The 16147-nt window shown below is 67.4% G+C and carries 12 protein-coding genes; 10 read left to right on the top strand and 2 right to left on the bottom strand.

Going from position 1 to position 16147, the window contains the following annotated elements:
• The first annotated feature begins 356 nt into the window (after positions 1-356).
• Together K6V06_RS20290 and K6V06_RS20285 are read left to right on the top strand one after the other, a co-directional pair.
• Entirely contained in the window at positions 357-1229 is an 873-nt protein-coding gene (locus K6V06_RS20290; protein ID WP_222245942.1) for a DUF3047 domain-containing protein, read from the top strand.
• A gap of 277 nt (positions 1230-1506) precedes the next feature.
• Positions 1507-2367, top strand: coding sequence for a hypothetical protein (locus tag K6V06_RS20285; RefSeq protein WP_222245941.1), 861 nt, complete (start codon positions 1507-1509; stop codon positions 2365-2367).
• On the opposite strand, the gene K6V06_RS20280 is transcribed toward K6V06_RS20285, so the two are convergent.
• Together K6V06_RS20280 and K6V06_RS20275 are read right to left on the bottom strand one after the other, a co-directional pair.
• The gene (locus K6V06_RS20280) at positions 2364-3410 is read right to left on the bottom strand and encodes a DUF2891 domain-containing protein (protein ID WP_222245940.1); all 1047 of its coding nucleotides are present in this window, start codon (positions 3408-3410) and stop codon (positions 2364-2366) included. The two genes, K6V06_RS20285 and K6V06_RS20280, sit on opposite strands and share 4 nt — an antisense overlap.
• Positions 3407-4615, bottom strand: a complete 1209-nt coding sequence (locus K6V06_RS20275; RefSeq protein ID WP_222245939.1) for a M20 aminoacylase family protein — start codon at positions 4613-4615, stop codon at positions 3407-3409. The genes K6V06_RS20280 and K6V06_RS20275 overlap by 4 nt, the downstream gene beginning before the upstream one ends.
• Before the next feature lie 336 nt (positions 4616-4951).
• On the opposite strand from K6V06_RS20275, the gene K6V06_RS20270 reads away from it, so the two are divergent.
• The 8 genes from K6V06_RS20270 to K6V06_RS20235 all read left to right on the top strand — a co-directional run bounded on the left by K6V06_RS20270 (position 4952) and on the right by K6V06_RS20235 (position 16075).
• Positions 4952-6538 carry an ABC transporter substrate-binding protein gene (locus K6V06_RS20270; RefSeq protein WP_222245938.1) on the top strand — a complete coding sequence of 529 codons (1587 nt, stop codon included), beginning with the start codon at positions 4952-4954 and terminating at the stop codon, positions 6536-6538.
• Between the two features lie 169 nt (positions 6539-6707).
• Positions 6708-7685 (top strand): ABC transporter permease, encoded by a 978-nt coding sequence (locus tag K6V06_RS20265; protein ID WP_222245937.1) that lies wholly within the window; start codon positions 6708-6710, stop codon positions 7683-7685.
• Between the two features lie 3 nt (positions 7686-7688).
• Positions 7689-8615: an ABC transporter permease gene (locus K6V06_RS20260; RefSeq protein WP_222245936.1), complete on the top strand. Its 927-nt coding sequence runs from the start codon at positions 7689-7691 to the stop codon at positions 8613-8615.
• A 25-nt stretch (positions 8616-8640) separates the two neighbouring features.
• Complete coding sequence (locus K6V06_RS20255) at positions 8641-9642, top strand: ABC transporter ATP-binding protein (RefSeq protein ID WP_222245935.1); 1002 nt, start codon at positions 8641-8643, stop codon at positions 9640-9642.
• 71 nt (positions 9643-9713) lie between these two features.
• Positions 9714-10742 (top strand): ABC transporter ATP-binding protein, encoded by a 1029-nt coding sequence (locus K6V06_RS20250; RefSeq protein ID WP_222245944.1) that lies wholly within the window; start codon positions 9714-9716, stop codon positions 10740-10742.
• 74 nt (positions 10743-10816) lie between these two features.
• On the top strand, positions 10817-12937 hold the full coding sequence (locus tag K6V06_RS20245; protein ID WP_222245934.1) for a molybdopterin-dependent oxidoreductase: 2121 nt from the start codon (positions 10817-10819) through the stop codon (positions 12935-12937).
• A complete protein-coding gene (locus K6V06_RS20240; protein WP_222245933.1) occupies positions 12934-14133 on the top strand; it encodes an aminopeptidase in 1200 nt (399 codons plus the stop codon). The genes K6V06_RS20245 and K6V06_RS20240 overlap by 4 nt, the downstream gene beginning before the upstream one ends.
• A gap of 259 nt (positions 14134-14392) precedes the next feature.
• Entirely contained in the window at positions 14393-16075 is a 1683-nt protein-coding gene (locus K6V06_RS20235; protein ID WP_222245932.1) for a long-chain fatty acid--CoA ligase, read from the top strand.
• Positions 16076-16147: the final 72 nt, after the last annotated feature.

The following is a 16147-nucleotide window of genomic DNA, read 5'->3' as shown; positions in this document are numbered from 1 at the left end:
GACCGTGAAACGACTTCGCGCCGATGATAGTGCGGACTACCCGTGTGAAAGTAGGTCATCGCCAGGCTCTTATTGAGAAACGCCCCAGATCCATCCGGTCTGGGGCGTTTTGCTTTGTGGCGCCAGCCAGGACGCGCTGGGCGCCGCATCTGCGCGGCGTCCATACAACAGCCGCCATCTCCCCTCTCAACTCCCAATTACACCCACGGCGGCCCTCTGCTATGGTTTCGCTCGCCGTCGCGATGGCGGTGTGGGTCAGAATTTCTGGCAGTAGCCGACGCTACGCCGACGGGGTTGGGTAACTGGTAACGGGTAACGGGGAAGGGAACGGAATGAGGGTCGCCAGGCGAGTTGCCATGGCGTGGAGCGCCGCGTTGAGCGGGGCTGCCGTGCTGGCATTGGCGGGTTGCACGGCAGTGCAATCCACAGGAGGGGAGTCGGCCGGTCGACCCACGCGGTCGTCCGCGCCGTCACAGGCCGCGGCACTGGCATTGTCCGATGCCGTAGCGGATTGTGCGGCAATCCGCCGCCCCGCAAAGGCCGCAACTGTCGGCGGGCCGGGCGCCGCCACACCGGTGCTGCCACCCTTTTCGGTGGCGGATCAAACGCAGTCACTGCCCGAGGGCTGGCAGCGGTGGCTGGTCAATCCGAGCAAGACCCCTACCGACTACATGCTGGACAGCGTCGACGAGCGGCGGGTGCTGCGCGCCCGCGCCAACAGCTCCGCCTCGGGCCTCTTCGTTCCGCTGGGGAACCCGGGCGAGGGCCGCTCGCCTGGCAAGCTGCGCTGGAGCTGGAAGACAGCCAACATCGTGGCCGAGGCGGACAACGCTCGCGGGTCCAGCGAGGATGCGCCGTTGCGGATTTTCGCCGCCTTTGACGGCGACAAGAGCGCGCTGCCGCTGAAGGACCAGCTGATGGACGAGATGGCGCGTCTGATCAGCGGCCGGGAAATGCCCTACGCCACGCTGATGTATATCTGGGGGCGGAAGCGTCCGGAGGGGACCGTCATTCCCAACCCGCACACCGACCGGGTGCGCATGATCGTGGTTGATTCCGGCACCCGCCACGCCAACCGCTGGCGCTGCCATGAGCGCGATCTGCGCGAAGACTATCGCAAGGCGTTCGGCAAGGAGCCGGGCAAGCTGCTGGCGATCGGGCTGATGACGGATACGGACAACACACGCAGTCAGGTGGAGGCCTGGTACGGCGACATCCTGCTGGATTAGCCGCGGCTGGCTCCGGCCACGGCGCGGCACGACCGTCTGCTTCAATTGCACAGGTAATTACGCTAGCCGATATCGGGGGCCTGCCCGTGGCGCTACCCTTTTCTCTTTTTTTTGAGGCCCCGGGAGCGCAACGATGGTGGCGAGCAGTCCTGCTGTGCGAGCGGGCGGGACCGCGCTGCGGCGGGAACCGGCAGCGGGGAGTCGCACTACGGGGGACGCTTGCGGGCCAGGGGGCAAGGCAACGCCAGGCGAGGGGCTGCGAGGCCGGATCCGCCAGTTGTTCGACCCCCTTTGGCTACTGCTCAAGCGCGTGGTCGGGTTCCTGTTTCGACGAACGCAGAACGACCGGCCCTGTCCCACCTCCAGTGCGAAGACGGCCGGGGATGGAATCTCGACGCCGACCATTGCACTGGCTTCGGCTGCCCCCGCAGCACCCTCCGCACCGCTGGCTCCGTGCGCATTGCTGGTCCGCGGTCAGCTGGCGCCGGACGGCGACCCGTACTCGACTCAAGCGGTCGCGGCATCCTTGTCCCTGGCCGATCTGGCGGCGCTGAGCCGGGTCTCGCGGGCCATGCAGGAGGTCGCGCGATTGGCGTTTGTCGATCTGGCGCGGAACCCGTCCAAGTGCACCGGCAGGGAGATCGCGCGCCTGTTCGTCAACGCTTCCACCCGGCAGCTGATTCTGCAGAATCCCGACGCACTGGCGAGGATCGACTACGTTTTCCTGCTACTGGCGCGACATACGGCCAGGCTGGTATTCGACGCGCCCAGCCTGCTTGCCGTGGCGGCCGCTCGGGAACGCTTGACGGAGCGCTCGCCGCGGTTGGGTGAACACGTGTTCTCGCATTGGGCCCCGTTTTACGGGTCGCATCCGAGCGGGTACGTTCATGCAGTCACGGCGCTGGTCGGCAATCGGGAATTCATGCTGACCGTTTGCCGGTCGCCCAACTTCCGGAAGCTCCATCAAGGCATGCTGGTGTTCCACGCACAACATGCCATCTTCCGGCTGGCCCTGGCCAAGGTGTTGCCCGAGTTGACCAGCGGAGCCGACGGCCTGCCGCGGGACCATGCAGCGGTCATGTTCCTGACCCATATCGCGCAATCCAGCGGCGGGGCCATGGTAGGGGCGCTCGCCTAGACCGGGTCCGTCAACGCCAGCGCCGCGAACGACGCCAGCCAATGCGTGCCGACGTAGTCGCCGCCGGCCGCTTGATCCAGCGACGCGCTCAGATGGTCCGCCCATGCCCCGGCAGCCTTGCTGCGCAGGGGATCGGGCAGCGAGGGGCCCAGCATGCGCCAGCACCATGCACGGGACAGGTTCAGGCCGTCCAGGTGCACCAGCTTGGGGTCGGAGCGGTCGCCGACGATGACCGGCGTCAGCCAGGTGGCCAGGTCGGCCGGCGCTGGCACGAACATTTCCCACCATTCGGCAAAGGCGCAGTCATCGAGCACGCGGCGCATCAGCACCGCCTCGATCAGGCCGCCGGAGAGAAACTCGTCGCCGCCCGGTTCATACCGGGCCGGATAACGCTGGTCGTGCCCGAACCAGCGATGCGCGCGCCGGGCGATTGCCCGGCGCAGCGCGATATGACCCGTCGTCCGGGCATAGCCTTCGGCCAGCACCAGCGCGAAGGCGCTGTTCTGGTGGGTGCCGGTGCGAATCGGGAAGTCGGCAATATCGAGGTAGTCGATCAGCTTCTGCGCCAGGTGGTCTGCCAGCGGCGCGCACGCCTGTTCCCAGCGGCGCGCCTGCTCGTCGGACTGGCCCAGGCCGTGCAGCTCGGCCTGCAGCCGCAGGATCCAGGCCCAGCCATAGGGGCGCTCGAAGGTGCCCGCGCCGGGGCGCTGGAAATAGGCCAGTTCCTGCGCGATGGCCTGCGGTTGCCACTGGATGTCGAGGGTGGCGCGGATTGCCCCGGCTTCGGCCATGCTCGGGCGGCAGGCCAGCAGCCGGACCAGCAGCCAGTGCATATGCACGCTGGAGTGCCAGTCGTAGCTGCCGAAATAGACAGGATGCTGTTCGCGCGGCTCCGCGAGGTCGCCCGCGGCCATCATCATGTGGTTGACCCGATAGGGGTAGGGCCGCAGGATGTTCTCCAGCGCCACGGTGGCGAAGGCGCTGGAGGTGGCCGGGTCCAGCGCCGGAATCGGCGCGGCGATGGCGTCTGCCGGGTTGCTCATGCGGTGCGCGCCAGCCAGGTCTCCACCAGCTTCACGAAGAAGGTGGAGCCGACCGGCAGGATCTCGTCGTTGAAGTCGTAGCTCGGGTTATGCAGCATGCAAGGCCCGATGCCGTGGCCTGCCTCCCGGTGCGCGCCTTCCCCGTTGCCGATGAACAGGTAGCAGCCGGGCCGCTCCAGCAGCATGAACGAGAAATCTTCCGCGCCCATGGTGGGCTCGACATTGCCGTCGACGTTGGCGCCCCCGACCAGTTCGGCCGCCACGCCGACGGCGAAGGCGGTTTCCGCCGGGGTGTTGACCGTGGGCGGGTAGTTGCGCTGGAAGTGGAACTCGATCGTGCAATCGAAGGCCGCCGCAACCGAGCGGGCCACCGCTTCCATGCGCTGCTCGATCAGGTCGAGCACCGGCAGGGTGAAGGTGCGAACCGTGCCGCCGATCCAGGCCTCGTTGGGCACGATATTGGTCGCGTCACCGGCGTGGAATTGCGTGACCGAAATCACGGCCGCGTCGATCGGCCGCTTGTTGCGGGTGATGATGCCCTGCAGCGCCGAGACGACCTGGGCTGCCGTGAAGACCGGGTCGTTGCCGTTATGCGGCATTGCCGCATGGGCGCCCTTGCCGCGGATGACGATGCGAAATTCGTTGCTGGACGCCATCAGCGGACCGGCGCAGGTGCCGAAGCTGCCGGCCGGCATGCCGGGCCAGTTGTGCATGCCGAAGACGGCATCGCAGGGGAAGCGCTCGAACAGGCCATCGCGGATCATCTCGCGCGCGCCGCCGCCACCCTCTTCCGCGGGCTGGAAGATCAGATGCACGGTGCCGTCGAAGTTGCGATGCTTCGCCAGATACCGGGCTGCCCCGAGCAGCATCGCGGTATGGCCATCGTGTCCGCAGGCATGCATCTTCCCGTCGTGGGTGGAGCGGTGCCCGAAGGTGTTCGCCTCCTGCAGCGGCAGCGCGTCCATGTCGGCGCGCAGACCGATGGAGCGCTTGCCGTCGCCATTGCGCAGCACACCGACCAGCCCGGTCTTGCCCAGCCCGCGATGCACCTCGATGCCCCAGTCCGTCAGCTTCTGCGCGACCAGGTCCGCGGTGCGCTGCTCTTCGAATCGCAGCTCGGGGTGGGCATGGATGTCACGCCGGATCGCGCGGATCTCGTCGTGCGCCTGCAGGATGTCGGGAATCAGGGTCGGGGTCTGGGTCATACGGCTTGGCCTTGCGTCGCTATTCGACAAAAGAGGCAATGTGGCGATAAACGGGATCATACGACGGCGACCCCGAATGCGCCAAAGCCGGCACGCGGCGGGCGTGCGCGACATCGCAAAAGCGGCGACCTTGGGTTTCCCCGCATTGCCGCTCGCGCGGCCTTACTGGAACAGTTCATGCATTCTGAACCGCGCCGCGGCGTCGGGGTCCGGAACGCCGCGAACTTGCACCAAATTGCGGCGATGCACATTGCGGGTGCTGCACACCGCTGACTATAGTTGGCCCACCTTGATTGACCCACCTCGATTGACCCACCTTCATGGGAGATTCGCTCGATGGCCATTCGTGACCACAGCAAGGTAGTCGGTTCGATGTTGTTGGCGGCGGCGCTGGGATTCGGTGCCGCCGGGCAGGCGTTCGCAGCCGATTTCCGGCTGGCCATGAGTTCGCCGCCCACCTCGATGGATCCGCACTTCTATAACCTGTTCTCCAACATCAACGTGTCGGAGCACATCTTCGACAGCCTGGTGAAGATGGATGCGGACAGCCGCATCATGCCGGGGCTGGCCGAGTCGTGGAAGCTGGTCAACGACACCACCTGGGAGTTCAAGATCCGCACCGGGGTCAAGTTCCACGACGGCTCGCCGCTGACCGCCGAGGACATCCTGTGGTCGCTGGAGCGTCCGGCCACGATCCAGAACAGCCCGGGCAAGTTCGACGTCTACACCAAGGCGATCGTCGCCAAGAAGGCGGTCGATGCCAATACCATCCAGCTGACGACCGCCCAGCCCTATCCGCTGATGCTCAACGACCTCACGTCGATCTTCATCGTGCAGAAGAAGGCGACGCAGGGCCTGGCTTCCGAAGACTTCGCGCAGGGCAAGGGCATGGTCGGCACCGGGCCGTTCAAGTTCGTCAGCTACGCGCGCGACGACCGGGTCGAGCTGACCCGCAATGCCGACTACTGGGGACCGAAACCGGCCTGGGACAAGGTCACGCTGCGCTTCATCCCGAACCCGGCGACGCGCCTGGCCGCGCTGCTATCCGGGGACGTGCAGGCGATCGAGAACGTGCCGACGCCGGATCTGCCCCAGGTGCGCAAGAACCCCAAGCTCGAGTTCTTCTCCAAGATCTCGCACCGCGTCATCTATCTGTACTTCGATGCCAAGCGCGACAAGTCGCCGTACGTGACGACGCGCGAGGGCCAGCCGATGGACAAGAACCCGCTCAAGGATGCGCGGGTGCGCAATGCGATCAGCATGGCGATCAACCGGCAGGGCATCAAGGACCGGTTGATGGAGGGCCTGTCCGAGCCCACCAACAACCTGGTGCCGCAAACGCTGTTCGGCCACAACCCGAACCTGAAGACGGTGGCGTACAACCCGGAGGGCGCCAAGAAGCTGCTGGCCGAGGCGGGCTACCCCAACGGCTTCGGCGTGACGCTGCACACGCCGAACAATCGCTACGTCAACGACGAGAAGATCGCGCAGACCATCGCGCAGAACCTGACGCGGGTCGGCATCGCCACCCGTGTGGAAGGCATGCCGATGGCCACCTACTCGGCCAAGGGCATCAAGCACGAGTTCTCCTTCGGCCTGCTCGGCTGGGGCGCGCAAACCGGCGAGGTCAGCTCGCCGCTGCGCGCGCTGCTGGCCTGCGAGGACGCCAAGAAGGGCTTCGGCACCACCAACTGGGGCGAATACTGCAACCCGAAGATGGATGCGGTGCTGGAGAAGGCGCTGTCGACGGTGGACGACGCGCAGCGCTCCCGGCTGCTGCAGGAGGCCACGGCGATCGCCATCAACGACGGAGGCATCATTCCGATTCACCAGCAGGTGACCACCTGGGCCACGCAGAAGGGCATCACCTACGTGCCGCGGACCGACGAACGGACCTACGCGCACAGCTTCCGGCCGCAATAAGCGCGGCCACCGACCGACCGTGACAGGGCGGGCGCCCATCGGCGCGATGTCGCGCGCGGGGCGCCCGGCGCCTGCGCGGCGACATCCGGCGATGATACAGTTGCGCCCCTGACGAACCGGTCCGCGCGCCGCGACAGCGTGCGCGCGGCCAACACAAGCGTCTCCCGATATGCTGGTTTTCATCATCCGGCGGCTGATGCAGAGCGTGGTGGTGCTCTTCGTCATGTCGCTGCTGGTTTTCCTCGGCGTCTTCGCCATCGGCAACCCCGTCGACATCCTGATCAACCCGCAGGCGGATCAGGAAGACATCAAGCGCACCATTGCCGCGCTTGGACTGGACAAGCCGCTCTGGGAGCAGTACTGGATCTTCCTGGTCAATGCGCTGCATGGCAACCTGGGCATCTCGTTCGCTCACGGCACGCCGGCACTGAAGCTGATCTTCGAGCGCATGCCGGCGACCATGGAGCTGGCGGTGTCCGCCATCCTGCTGGCCATCGTGCTGGGCATTCCGCTTGGCCTGTGGGCCGGCCTGCGGCCCAATGGCGTCGCTGGCAAGACCATCATGACGGTGTCGATCCTCGGTTTCTCGCTGCCGACCTTCTGGGTCGGCCTGATGCTGATCATGGTGTTCGCGGTGCAGCTGGGCTGGCTGCCGTCGAACGGGCGCGGCGAGACCGTGCCGGTGCTGGGCATTCCGCTGAGCTTCCTGACCTGGGACGGCATCCGGCACCTGGTGCTGCCGGCGGTGACGCTGTCACTGCTCAATATCGCCATGGTGATCCGGCTCACCCGCGCCGGCACGCAGGAGGCGATGCTGCAGGACTACGTCAAGTTCGCGCGCGCCAAGGGGCTGTCCAACACCCGCATTGTCGGCGTGCATGTGCTGAAGAACATCCTGATCCCGATCGTCACGGTGATCGCGCTGCAATTCGGCTCGATCATCGCCTTTGCCATCGTCACCGAGTCGATCTTCGCGTGGCCCGGCATGGGCAAGCTGATCATCGATTCGATCCAGCTGCTGGACCGGCCGGTGATCGTCGCTTACCTGATGGTGATCGTGACGCTGTTCATCCTGATCAACCTGGTCGTGGACATCGTCTACAGCATGCTGGACCCTCGCGTGCGCATCGCCGACAACAAGGGCTGAACCATGACTCTCGCCACTTCCGCCCCGAAGGCCGATGCCGCCGCCAAGGTCCGCGAGCAGACGCCGCTGCGCCGCTTCGCCGCGCAGTTCTTTGCCAGCAAGATCGCCGTCGCCGGGCTGGCGGTGCTGACCGTGATCGTGCTGATCGCGATCTTCGCGCCGTGGCTCGCGCCGCAGGACCCCTACGACCTGGCCACGCTGGACGTGCTCGACGCGCGGCTGGCGCCCGGCGAGGTCGCCGGCAGCGGCATGACCTTCCTGCTCGGCTCGGACGAGCAGGGCCGCGACATCCTGTCGGCGGTGATGTACGGGCTGCGCATCAGCATCGGCGTCGGCGTGGTCAGCACGGTGATCGCGCTGGTCCTTGGCGCGACGCTGGGCCTGATCGCCGGCTTCGTCGGCGGTCGCGTGGAGGCGCTGATCATGCGCGTGGCCGATCTGCAGCTGTCGTTCCCGCCGATCCTGCTGGCGCTGATCCTGCTGGCCTTCCTGCGCCCGGGCATCGGCAATATCGTCATCGCGCTGGTGGCGGTGCAGTGGGCCTATTACGCCCGCACCACGCGCAGCGCGGCGCTGGTCGAGCGGCGCAAGGAGTATATCGAGGCGGCGACCTGCCTGGGCCTGCCGGCGCGGCGCATCATGTTCCGGCACCTGTTGCCGAACTGCCTGCCCCCGCTGATCGTGATCGCCGCGCTGCAGGTCGCCTCGGCCATCACGCTGGAAGCCACGTTGTCCTTCCTCGGGCTGGGCGTGCCGATCACCGAGCCTTCGCTCGGCTCGCTGATCTCCAACGGCCAGCAGTACATGCTGTCGGGCAAGTACTGGATCAGCTTCTTTCCCGGCATTGCGCTGGTGATCACCATCGTCGCGATGAACCTGGTGGCCGACCAGTTGCGCGACGTCCTGAATCCGCGCCTGCAGACGCAATAGCGCGCAGACATCACCGGAGCAACGCATGAGCAGCAAGCCAACCCTGCTGGTCGAGGACCTGCAGACCCACTTCTTCACCCGCGGTGGGGTGGCGAAGGCGGTCGACGGCGTGTCGTTCTCGCTGGGACGCGGCGAGATCATGGGACTGGTCGGCGAGTCCGGCTCGGGCAAGTCGATGACCGGCTATTCCATCATGGGCCTGATCGATCCGCCCGGGCAGGTGGTGGGCGGCCGCATCGAGCTGACCAGCCGCGACGGCGTCACGCGCGACCTGCGGCGGCTGACGCCCTCGCAGATGCGCGACGTGCGCGGCAACCGGATCGCGATGATCTTCCAGGATCCGATGATGACGCTGAACCCGGTGCTGCGCATCGACACGCAGATGATCGAGGCGGTGCTGGCGCACGAGAAGGTGGACAAGGCCAGTGCCCGCGAGCGCGCCCGCAATGCGCTGGCGCGCGTGGGCATCCCCTCGCCGGACGAGCGGCTGCAGGCGTACCCGCACCAGTTTTCCGGCGGCATGCGTCAGCGCGTGGCGATTGCCATTGCGCTGCTGAACAAGCCGGACCTGATCATCGCCGACGAGCCGACCACCGCGCTGGACGTGACCATCCAGGGGCAGATCCTCTACGAGATGCAGAAGCTGTGCCGCGAGTCCGGCACGGCGCTGATCTGGATCACGCACGACCTGTCCGTGGTCGCCGGGCTGGCCGACAGCGTTTGCGTGATGTACGCGGGCCGCATCGTCGAGGCGGGCGACGTGCGCCAGGTGCTGGAGCGCCCGGAGCATCCATACACCCACGGGCTGATCGGCTCGGCGCCGTCGCGCAATCCGCGCGGCGCGCCGCTGCGGCAGATTCCCGGCATGACGCCGTCGCTGCTGAACCTGCCCGGCGGCTGCGCGTTCCGCGAGCGCTGCCCCCGTGCGACCGATATCTGCCGCACCGATCCGCCGCTGGCGACGGTGGCCGACGGGCGGCGGCTGCGGTGCTTCCATCCCATCGTCGAACAGCAGGAGGCGGCATGACGGCAGCCCGCACCATCGATCGCGTCGCCGGCCCGACTGCGGCGGGGCAGACGCAGCCCGCAGGGCCGGCCATGCCGGCATCGGCCCAGCGCGCAGCCACCTCCACGGTGCCGCTGCTGGAACTGCGCCGCGTCTCCAAGCGCTTCGTCAAGTCGCTGGATGTCGCGGCGCGCGTGGCCAACCTGTTCGGCGCCCATGCCCGCGAGGAAGTCGTGCATGCGGTCGACCACGTCGATCTGGCGATCGCACCCGGCGAAGTGGTCGGGCTGGTCGGCGAGTCCGGGTGCGGCAAATCGACCCTGGGCCGCATGGCGGTCGGCCTGCATACGCTGACCGAAGGCGAGCGCTTCTGGAAGGGCGTCGATCTGGACCGGCTGCCGCCCGAGAAACGGCGGGAGAAGCAGCTGGCGATCCAGATGATCTTCCAGGACCCGTACGCCTCGCTGAACCCGCGCATGCGCGTGATGGACATCGTCGGCGAGGCGCCGGTGGTCCATGGCATCGTGCCGGCGGCGGGGCAGAAGGCTTATGTCGAGGACATGCTGGTGCGGGTGGGCATGGACCCAACCGTGCTGCGGCGCTTTCCGCATCAGTTCTCCGGCGGGCAGCGCGCGCGCATCGGCATTGCGCGCGCGCTGGCGGTGCGCCCGGAATTCCTGGTGTGCGACGAGTCGGTCGCGGCGCTGGACGTGTCGATCCAGGCGCAAGTACTCAACCTCTTCATGCGGCTGCGCGAAGAGCTGAACCTGACCTATCTGTTCATCAGCCACGACCTGGGCGTGGTCAAGCACATCAGCGACCGGGTGGTCATCATGTACCTGGGGCGCGTGGTGGAGTCGGCGCCCACCGAGGAAGTCTTCGCCGCGCCGAACCATCCATACACCCAGGCGCTGCTGGCCGAGGCGCCGAAGCTGGAAGTGGGCAAGAAGACCTATGTGGCGATCCAGGGGGAGATTCCCTCGCCCCTGCATCCGCCCTCCGGCTGCCACTTCCATCCGCGCTGCCCGTACGCGATGCCGCGCTGCCAGGTCGAGGCGCCGCCGCTGAAGGAGATCGCCCCCAACCGGCTGTCGGCCTGCCATCTGAACGACCTGGTCTGAGCGGTGGGCCGCCCCCCGAAAACGGGGGCCGATCTTATACAATCGGGGCCTGCATGCCTGCCCCGGAGATCCCCATGGCCACCCACACCGTTCGCGCTGCCTGTCCGCACGATTGTCCCGACACCTGCGCGCTGCTGGTCACCGTCGAGGACGGCCGCGCGATCAAGGTGGCGGGCGATCCCGATCATCCGACCACGCAGGGCGTGCTTTGTACCAAGGTCGCCCGCTATACCGAGCGCACCTATCACCCCAACCGGCTGCTGACGCCGATGAAGCGCGTCGGGCGCAAGGGCGAGGGCCGCTTTGCACCGATCGGCTGGGATGAGGCGCTGGACACGGTGGCCGAGCGCCTGACCGAGATCGCCGCGCGCGATCCGCAGGCGATCCTGCCCTACAGCTATGCCGGCACCATGGGACTGGTGCAGGGCGAGAGCATGGCTGCCCGCTTCTTCCACAAGCTCGGCGCCTCGCTGCTGGATCGCACCATCTGCGCCAGCGCCGGCGCGACCGCGCTGCGCTACACCTATGGCGCGAGCGTGGGCATGGATATCGAACATGTCGACGATGCCAGGCTGATCCTGATCTGGGGCGGCAACCCGATCGCCTCCAACCTGCACTTCTGGATGCGGGTGCAGGAGGCCAAGCGGCGCGGCGCGACGCTGGTGGCGATCGACCCGTACCGCTCGCTGACGGCCGAGAAATGCCATCGCCATATCGCGCCGATGCCCGGCACCGATGGCGCGCTGGCGCTGGCGATGATCCACGTGCTGATCCGCGACGGCCTGCTCGACCACGACTACATCGCCCGCCACACCGAAGGGTTCGACGCGCTGCGCGAGCGCGCCAGCGCCTACCCGCCCGAGCGGGCGGCGGCACTGTGCGGCATTGCGGTGGACGATATCGAATGGCTGGCCGGCACCTACGGCCGCCTCGCCGTGCGCGAGCGGCAGCCGGTGGCGATCCGGCTCAACTACGGCATGCAGCGCGCGCATGGCGGCGGACAGGCGGTACGCGCGGTGGCCTGCCTGCCGTCGCTGGTCGGCGCCTGGCGCCATCGGTCGGGCGGCCTGCAACTGTCGACCTCCGGTTTCTTCCCGATCGACAATGCCGCGCTGCAACGGCCGGACCTGCTGCCGGGCTGGCCCGCGCTGCCGCGCACCATCAACATGAGCACCATCGGCGATGTGCTGCTGGGCGAGGGGTTGCCGGCGGGCTCGCCGCCGGTCGAGGCGGTGGTGGTCTACAACAGCAATCCGGTCGCGGTCGCGCCGCAGTCGGCCCGGGTGGCGCAGGGCTTCGCCCGCGAGGATCTCTTCACTGTCGTGCTGGAGCAGTTCCAGACCGATACCGCCGACTATGCCGACATCCTGCTGCCCGCCACCACGCAGCTGGAGCACATCGACGTCCACAAGGCTTACGGCCACACCTATTTCCTCGCCAACAATGCCGCCATCGCGCCGCAGGGCGAGGCGCTGCCCAATACGGAGATCTTCCGGCGGCTGGCGCAGCGCATGGGATTTGCCGATTCGTGCTTTGCCGACAGCGACGACACCATCGCGGCGCAGGCCATCCTCGCCAACGATCCCCGTGCAGCCGGCATCCGCTGGGAGACGCTGAAGGAGCAGGGCTGGCAGAAGCTGTCGCTGCCCGACGCGCCGTTCGCCGAGGGGGGATTTCCGACGGCGTCCGGCAAGTGCCAGTTGCTGTCCCCGGCGATGGCACGTGACGGACTGGATCCGCTGCCGGACTTCGTGCCGCCGTACGAGTCACCGGCCAGTGCCCCGGAGCTGGCGGCGCGCTACCCGCTGGCGATGATCTCGCCGCCGGCGCGCAACTTCCTGAACAGCAGCTTCGTCAACGTCGAAAGCCTGCGCGCCACCGAGGGCGAGCCGCATCTGGATATCCATCCGGCGGACGCGGTCGCGCGCGGCATTGTCGACGGTGCGATGGTGCGGGCCTTCAACGACCGCGGCAGCATGCTGGCGCGCGCGCGCGTGACCGACCGCGCCCGCCAGGGGCTGGTGGTGGGGCTGTCGATCTGGTGGAAGAAGCTGGCCTCCGACGGCAAGAATGCCAACGAACTGACCAGCCAGCGGTTGACCGACATGGGCCGCGCCCCGGTCTTCTACGACTGCCTGGTGCAGATCGAGGCGGCCGGACAGGCGCAGCCGACTGGAGCGCAAGCGGCGGCATGACCACGGTGCGCCGCCGCCTCGCCATTCGCGCAGCCGTGCGCATGGCCACGGCAGGCGTGCTCGCCCTCGCGCTGGCCGGCTGCGAAACCGTCGGCTACTACGCCCAGTCGATCCACGGCCATCTGGGTTTGATGGCGCGCTCGACGCCGCTGGACGAGGCGATCGCCAACGCGCGCCAGTCCAACGACAGCCGGCTCGCCCAGCGGCTGGCGCTGGCCGGGCGCATCCGCGACTTCGCCTCGCGCGAACTGGCGCTGCCCGACAACGGCAGCTATCGCCGGTATGCCGACGTGCACCGCCCCTATGTGGTGTGGAGCGTGTTCGCAACCCCGGAACTGTCGCTGGACCTGCACCAGTGGTGCTTCCTGGTGGTGGGATGCATCAACTACCGGGGCTACTACGCGCAGGACGATGCGCGCCGCTATGCGGCGCAGCTGCGCGAGCAGGGCCTGGAGACCTATATTGCCGGCGTGCCGGCGTACTCGACGCTGGGCTTTTTCGACGATCCGCTGCTCAATACCTTCGTCCATCTGCCCGAGGGGGAGCTCGCGCGCCTGATCTTCCACGAACTGGCGCATCAGGTCGTCTACGTGCGCAACGACACTACCTTCAACGAGTCCTTCGCCACCGCGGTCGAAATCGCCGGGGTGCAGCGCTGGCTGGCCGAGCAGGCGTCGGAAGACGCACGCGCCAGTTACCGCCAGTACGACGAGCGGCGGCGCGCCTTCCGCGCGCTGCTGCTCGAGACCCGGGCCGAGCTGGACGCGCTGTATCGCAGCGACCAGGACGAGGCCGCCAAGCGGGCGGGCAAGGCGCGCATCTTCTCCGCGCTGCAAGAGCGCTATGCCGCGCTGAAGGACTCGTGGGGTGGCTATAGCGGCTATGACCGCTGGTTCCAGCAGCCGCTGACCAATGCGCATCTGGCCGCCGTCGCCGCCTATCAGCAGTGGGTGCCGGCGTTCCTGGCGCTGTTCCAGCGCTGCGGTGGGGATTGGCCGTCGTTTTATGCTGCGGTGGAGGGGATTGGGGACTTGCGCCCGGCGCAGAGGGCGCGGACGCTGCAGGCCTTGGCGCCGGCGGCGGGAAGCGCGGATCGGGCTGCTGACTTGCGCGGCGGGCTCGGCAAGGGCGGATGCGGCGCCGGTCTGGCCGCGCAGCTGAAAGACCAACCCCTCTCCCCGGCCCTCTCCCCTTGAAGGGGCGAGGGGGAAAACCCGCGTCATGACGAGAACCGGTGGTCTTGCTCCCCTCGCCAGCGAGAGAAAGGCTGTGGTCCGCTCCCCTCGCCCGCTTGCGGGAGAGGGGCCGGGGGAGAGGGCGGCGGGAGCCGGCCATGCCCCCCGCACGCCGGACGTTGCGCGGCCAGAGGACTTCGTCTAACGAGGTTGTCTAATCCCGGGTGCCCGTTTAGCATCCCAGAAATCGAACGACCATACAAAAACCAGGAGACGGGGTATGGACAAGCAGTGGCTGAAGCATTATCCGCCCGGCGTGCCGGCCGACATCGACGCCAGCCAGTACCGGTCGCTCGCAGAACTGCTGGAGCAGTCATTCCGACAGTATGCGGACCGGCGCGCGTTCATCTGCATGGACAAGGCAATCACCTACCGCGAGCTGGACAAGCTGTCCGGGGATGTCGCGGCATGGCTGCAAGGCCGCGGCCTGAAGCCCGGTGCCCGCGTCGCCATCATGATGCCGAACGTGCTGCAGTACCCGGTGGTGCTGGCGGGCGTGCTGCGCGCGGGCCTGGTGGTCGTCAACGTCAACCCGCTGTACACCCCGCGCGAACTGGAGCACCAGCTCAAGGACAGCGGCGCGGAGGCGATCTTCATCCTGGAGAACTTCGCCGCCACGCTGCAGCAGGTCATTGCGGCGACGCCGGTGCGCCATGTGGTGGTCGCCAGCATGGGGGACATGCTCGGCACAGTGAAGGGGGCGGTGGTCAACTTCGTCGTGCGCAACGTCAAGAAGATGGTGCCGGCCTGGGAGTTGCCCAACTGCGTGCGTTTCCCCACCGTGCTGGCCGAGGGGGCGCGGCTGCAGCGCAAGCCGATCGAGACCGGCCCCGACGACATCGCCTTCCTGCAATACACCGGCGGCACCACGGGTGTATCAAAGGGCGCGGTGCTGCTGCACAGGAACGTGGTCGCCAACGTGCTGCAGTCGGAAGAATGGATGCAGCCGGCGCTGAACAAGGGCGAGCCGATCGAGCAGGTCGTCACCATCACGGCGCTGCCGCTGTACCACATCTTCGCGCTGACGGTTTGCGCGCTGCTGGGCATGCGCAACGGCGGCCTGAGCGTGCTGATTCCCAATCCACGCGACATCCCGGGGTTCATCAAGGAACTGCAGAAGGTCAAGTTCCATATGTTCCCCGCGGTCAATACGCTGTACAACGCGCTGATCAACCACCCGGATATCGACAAGGTCGATTTCTCCGGGCTGCGCGTGGCCAACGGCGGCGGCATGGCGGTGCAGGAGGCGGTGGCCCGCAAGTGGCTGGACAAGACCGGCTGCCCGATCATCGAGGGCTACGGCCTGTCCGAAACCTCGCCGTCGGCGACCTGCAATCCGACCGACTCCGACGCCTTCTCCGGCACCATCGGGCTGCCGCTGCCCTCGACCGAAATTGCCATCCGCGATGACGATGGCCGCGACCTGCCGCTGGGACAGCCCGGCGAAATCTGCATCCGCGGCCCGCAGGTGATGGCCGGCTACTGGAACCGGCCGGACGAGACCGCCAAGGTCATGACCCCGGACGGCTTCTTCAAGACCGGCGATATCGGCATCATGGACGAGCGCGGCTATACCCGCATCGTCGACCGCAAGAAGGACATGATCCTGGTGTCCGGCTTCAACGTCTATCCGAACGAGGTGGAAGGCGTCGTGGCGGAATGTCCGGGCGTGCTGGAGGTGGCCGCGGTCGGCGTGCCCGACGAGCACTCGGGCGAGGTCGTCAAGCTGTTCGTGGTGCGCAAGGACCCGAGCCTGACCGAGCAGGATGTGATCGCGTTCTGCAAGGAGCGGCTGACCGGCTACAAGCGGCCGCGCTATGTGGAATTCCGCAACGAACTGCCCAAGACCAATGTGGGCAAGATCCTGCGGCGCGAGCTGCGGGACTCGCGCAAGGCGGCCTGAGGGCTGGCAGGTACCTTGGGGAAGATTTCCCTCTCCCCCGGCCCCTCTCCCGCAAGCGGGTGAGGGGAGCAA

Source organism: Cupriavidus sp. AU9028, assembly GCF_019795295.1.
GTDB lineage: Bacteria > Pseudomonadota > Gammaproteobacteria > Burkholderiales > Burkholderiaceae > Cupriavidus.
This window is presented reverse-complemented; position numbering and strand designations above follow the sequence as displayed.

Excerpts from the sequence above, each read along its gene's own strand:
- K6V06_RS20265 (WP_222245937.1), top strand. The coding sequence starts at position 6,708 with ATGCTGGTTTTCATCATCCGGCGGCTGATGCAGAGCGTGGTGGTGCTC.
- K6V06_RS20235 (WP_222245932.1), top strand. The coding sequence starts at position 14,393 with ATGGACAAGCAGTGGCTGAAGCATTATCCGCCCGGCGTGCCGGCCGAC.
- K6V06_RS20275 (WP_222245939.1), bottom strand. The coding sequence starts at position 4,615 with ATGACCCAGACCCCGACCCTGATTCCCGACATCCTGCAGGCGCACGAC.
- K6V06_RS20290 (WP_222245942.1), top strand. The coding sequence starts at position 357 with ATGGCGTGGAGCGCCGCGTTGAGCGGGGCTGCCGTGCTGGCATTGGCG.
- K6V06_RS20280 (WP_222245940.1), bottom strand. The coding sequence starts at position 3,410 with ATGAGCAACCCGGCAGACGCCATCGCCGCGCCGATTCCGGCGCTGGAC.
- K6V06_RS20240 (WP_222245933.1), top strand. The coding sequence starts at position 12,934 with ATGACCACGGTGCGCCGCCGCCTCGCCATTCGCGCAGCCGTGCGCATG.
- K6V06_RS20250 (WP_222245944.1), top strand. The coding sequence starts at position 9,714 with ATGCCGGCATCGGCCCAGCGCGCAGCCACCTCCACGGTGCCGCTGCTG.
- K6V06_RS20255 (WP_222245935.1), top strand. The coding sequence starts at position 8,641 with ATGAGCAGCAAGCCAACCCTGCTGGTCGAGGACCTGCAGACCCACTTC.
- K6V06_RS20260 (WP_222245936.1), top strand. The coding sequence starts at position 7,689 with ATGACTCTCGCCACTTCCGCCCCGAAGGCCGATGCCGCCGCCAAGGTC.
- K6V06_RS20245 (WP_222245934.1), top strand. The coding sequence starts at position 10,817 with ATGGCCACCCACACCGTTCGCGCTGCCTGTCCGCACGATTGTCCCGAC.
- K6V06_RS20270 (WP_222245938.1), top strand. The coding sequence starts at position 4,952 with ATGGCCATTCGTGACCACAGCAAGGTAGTCGGTTCGATGTTGTTGGCG.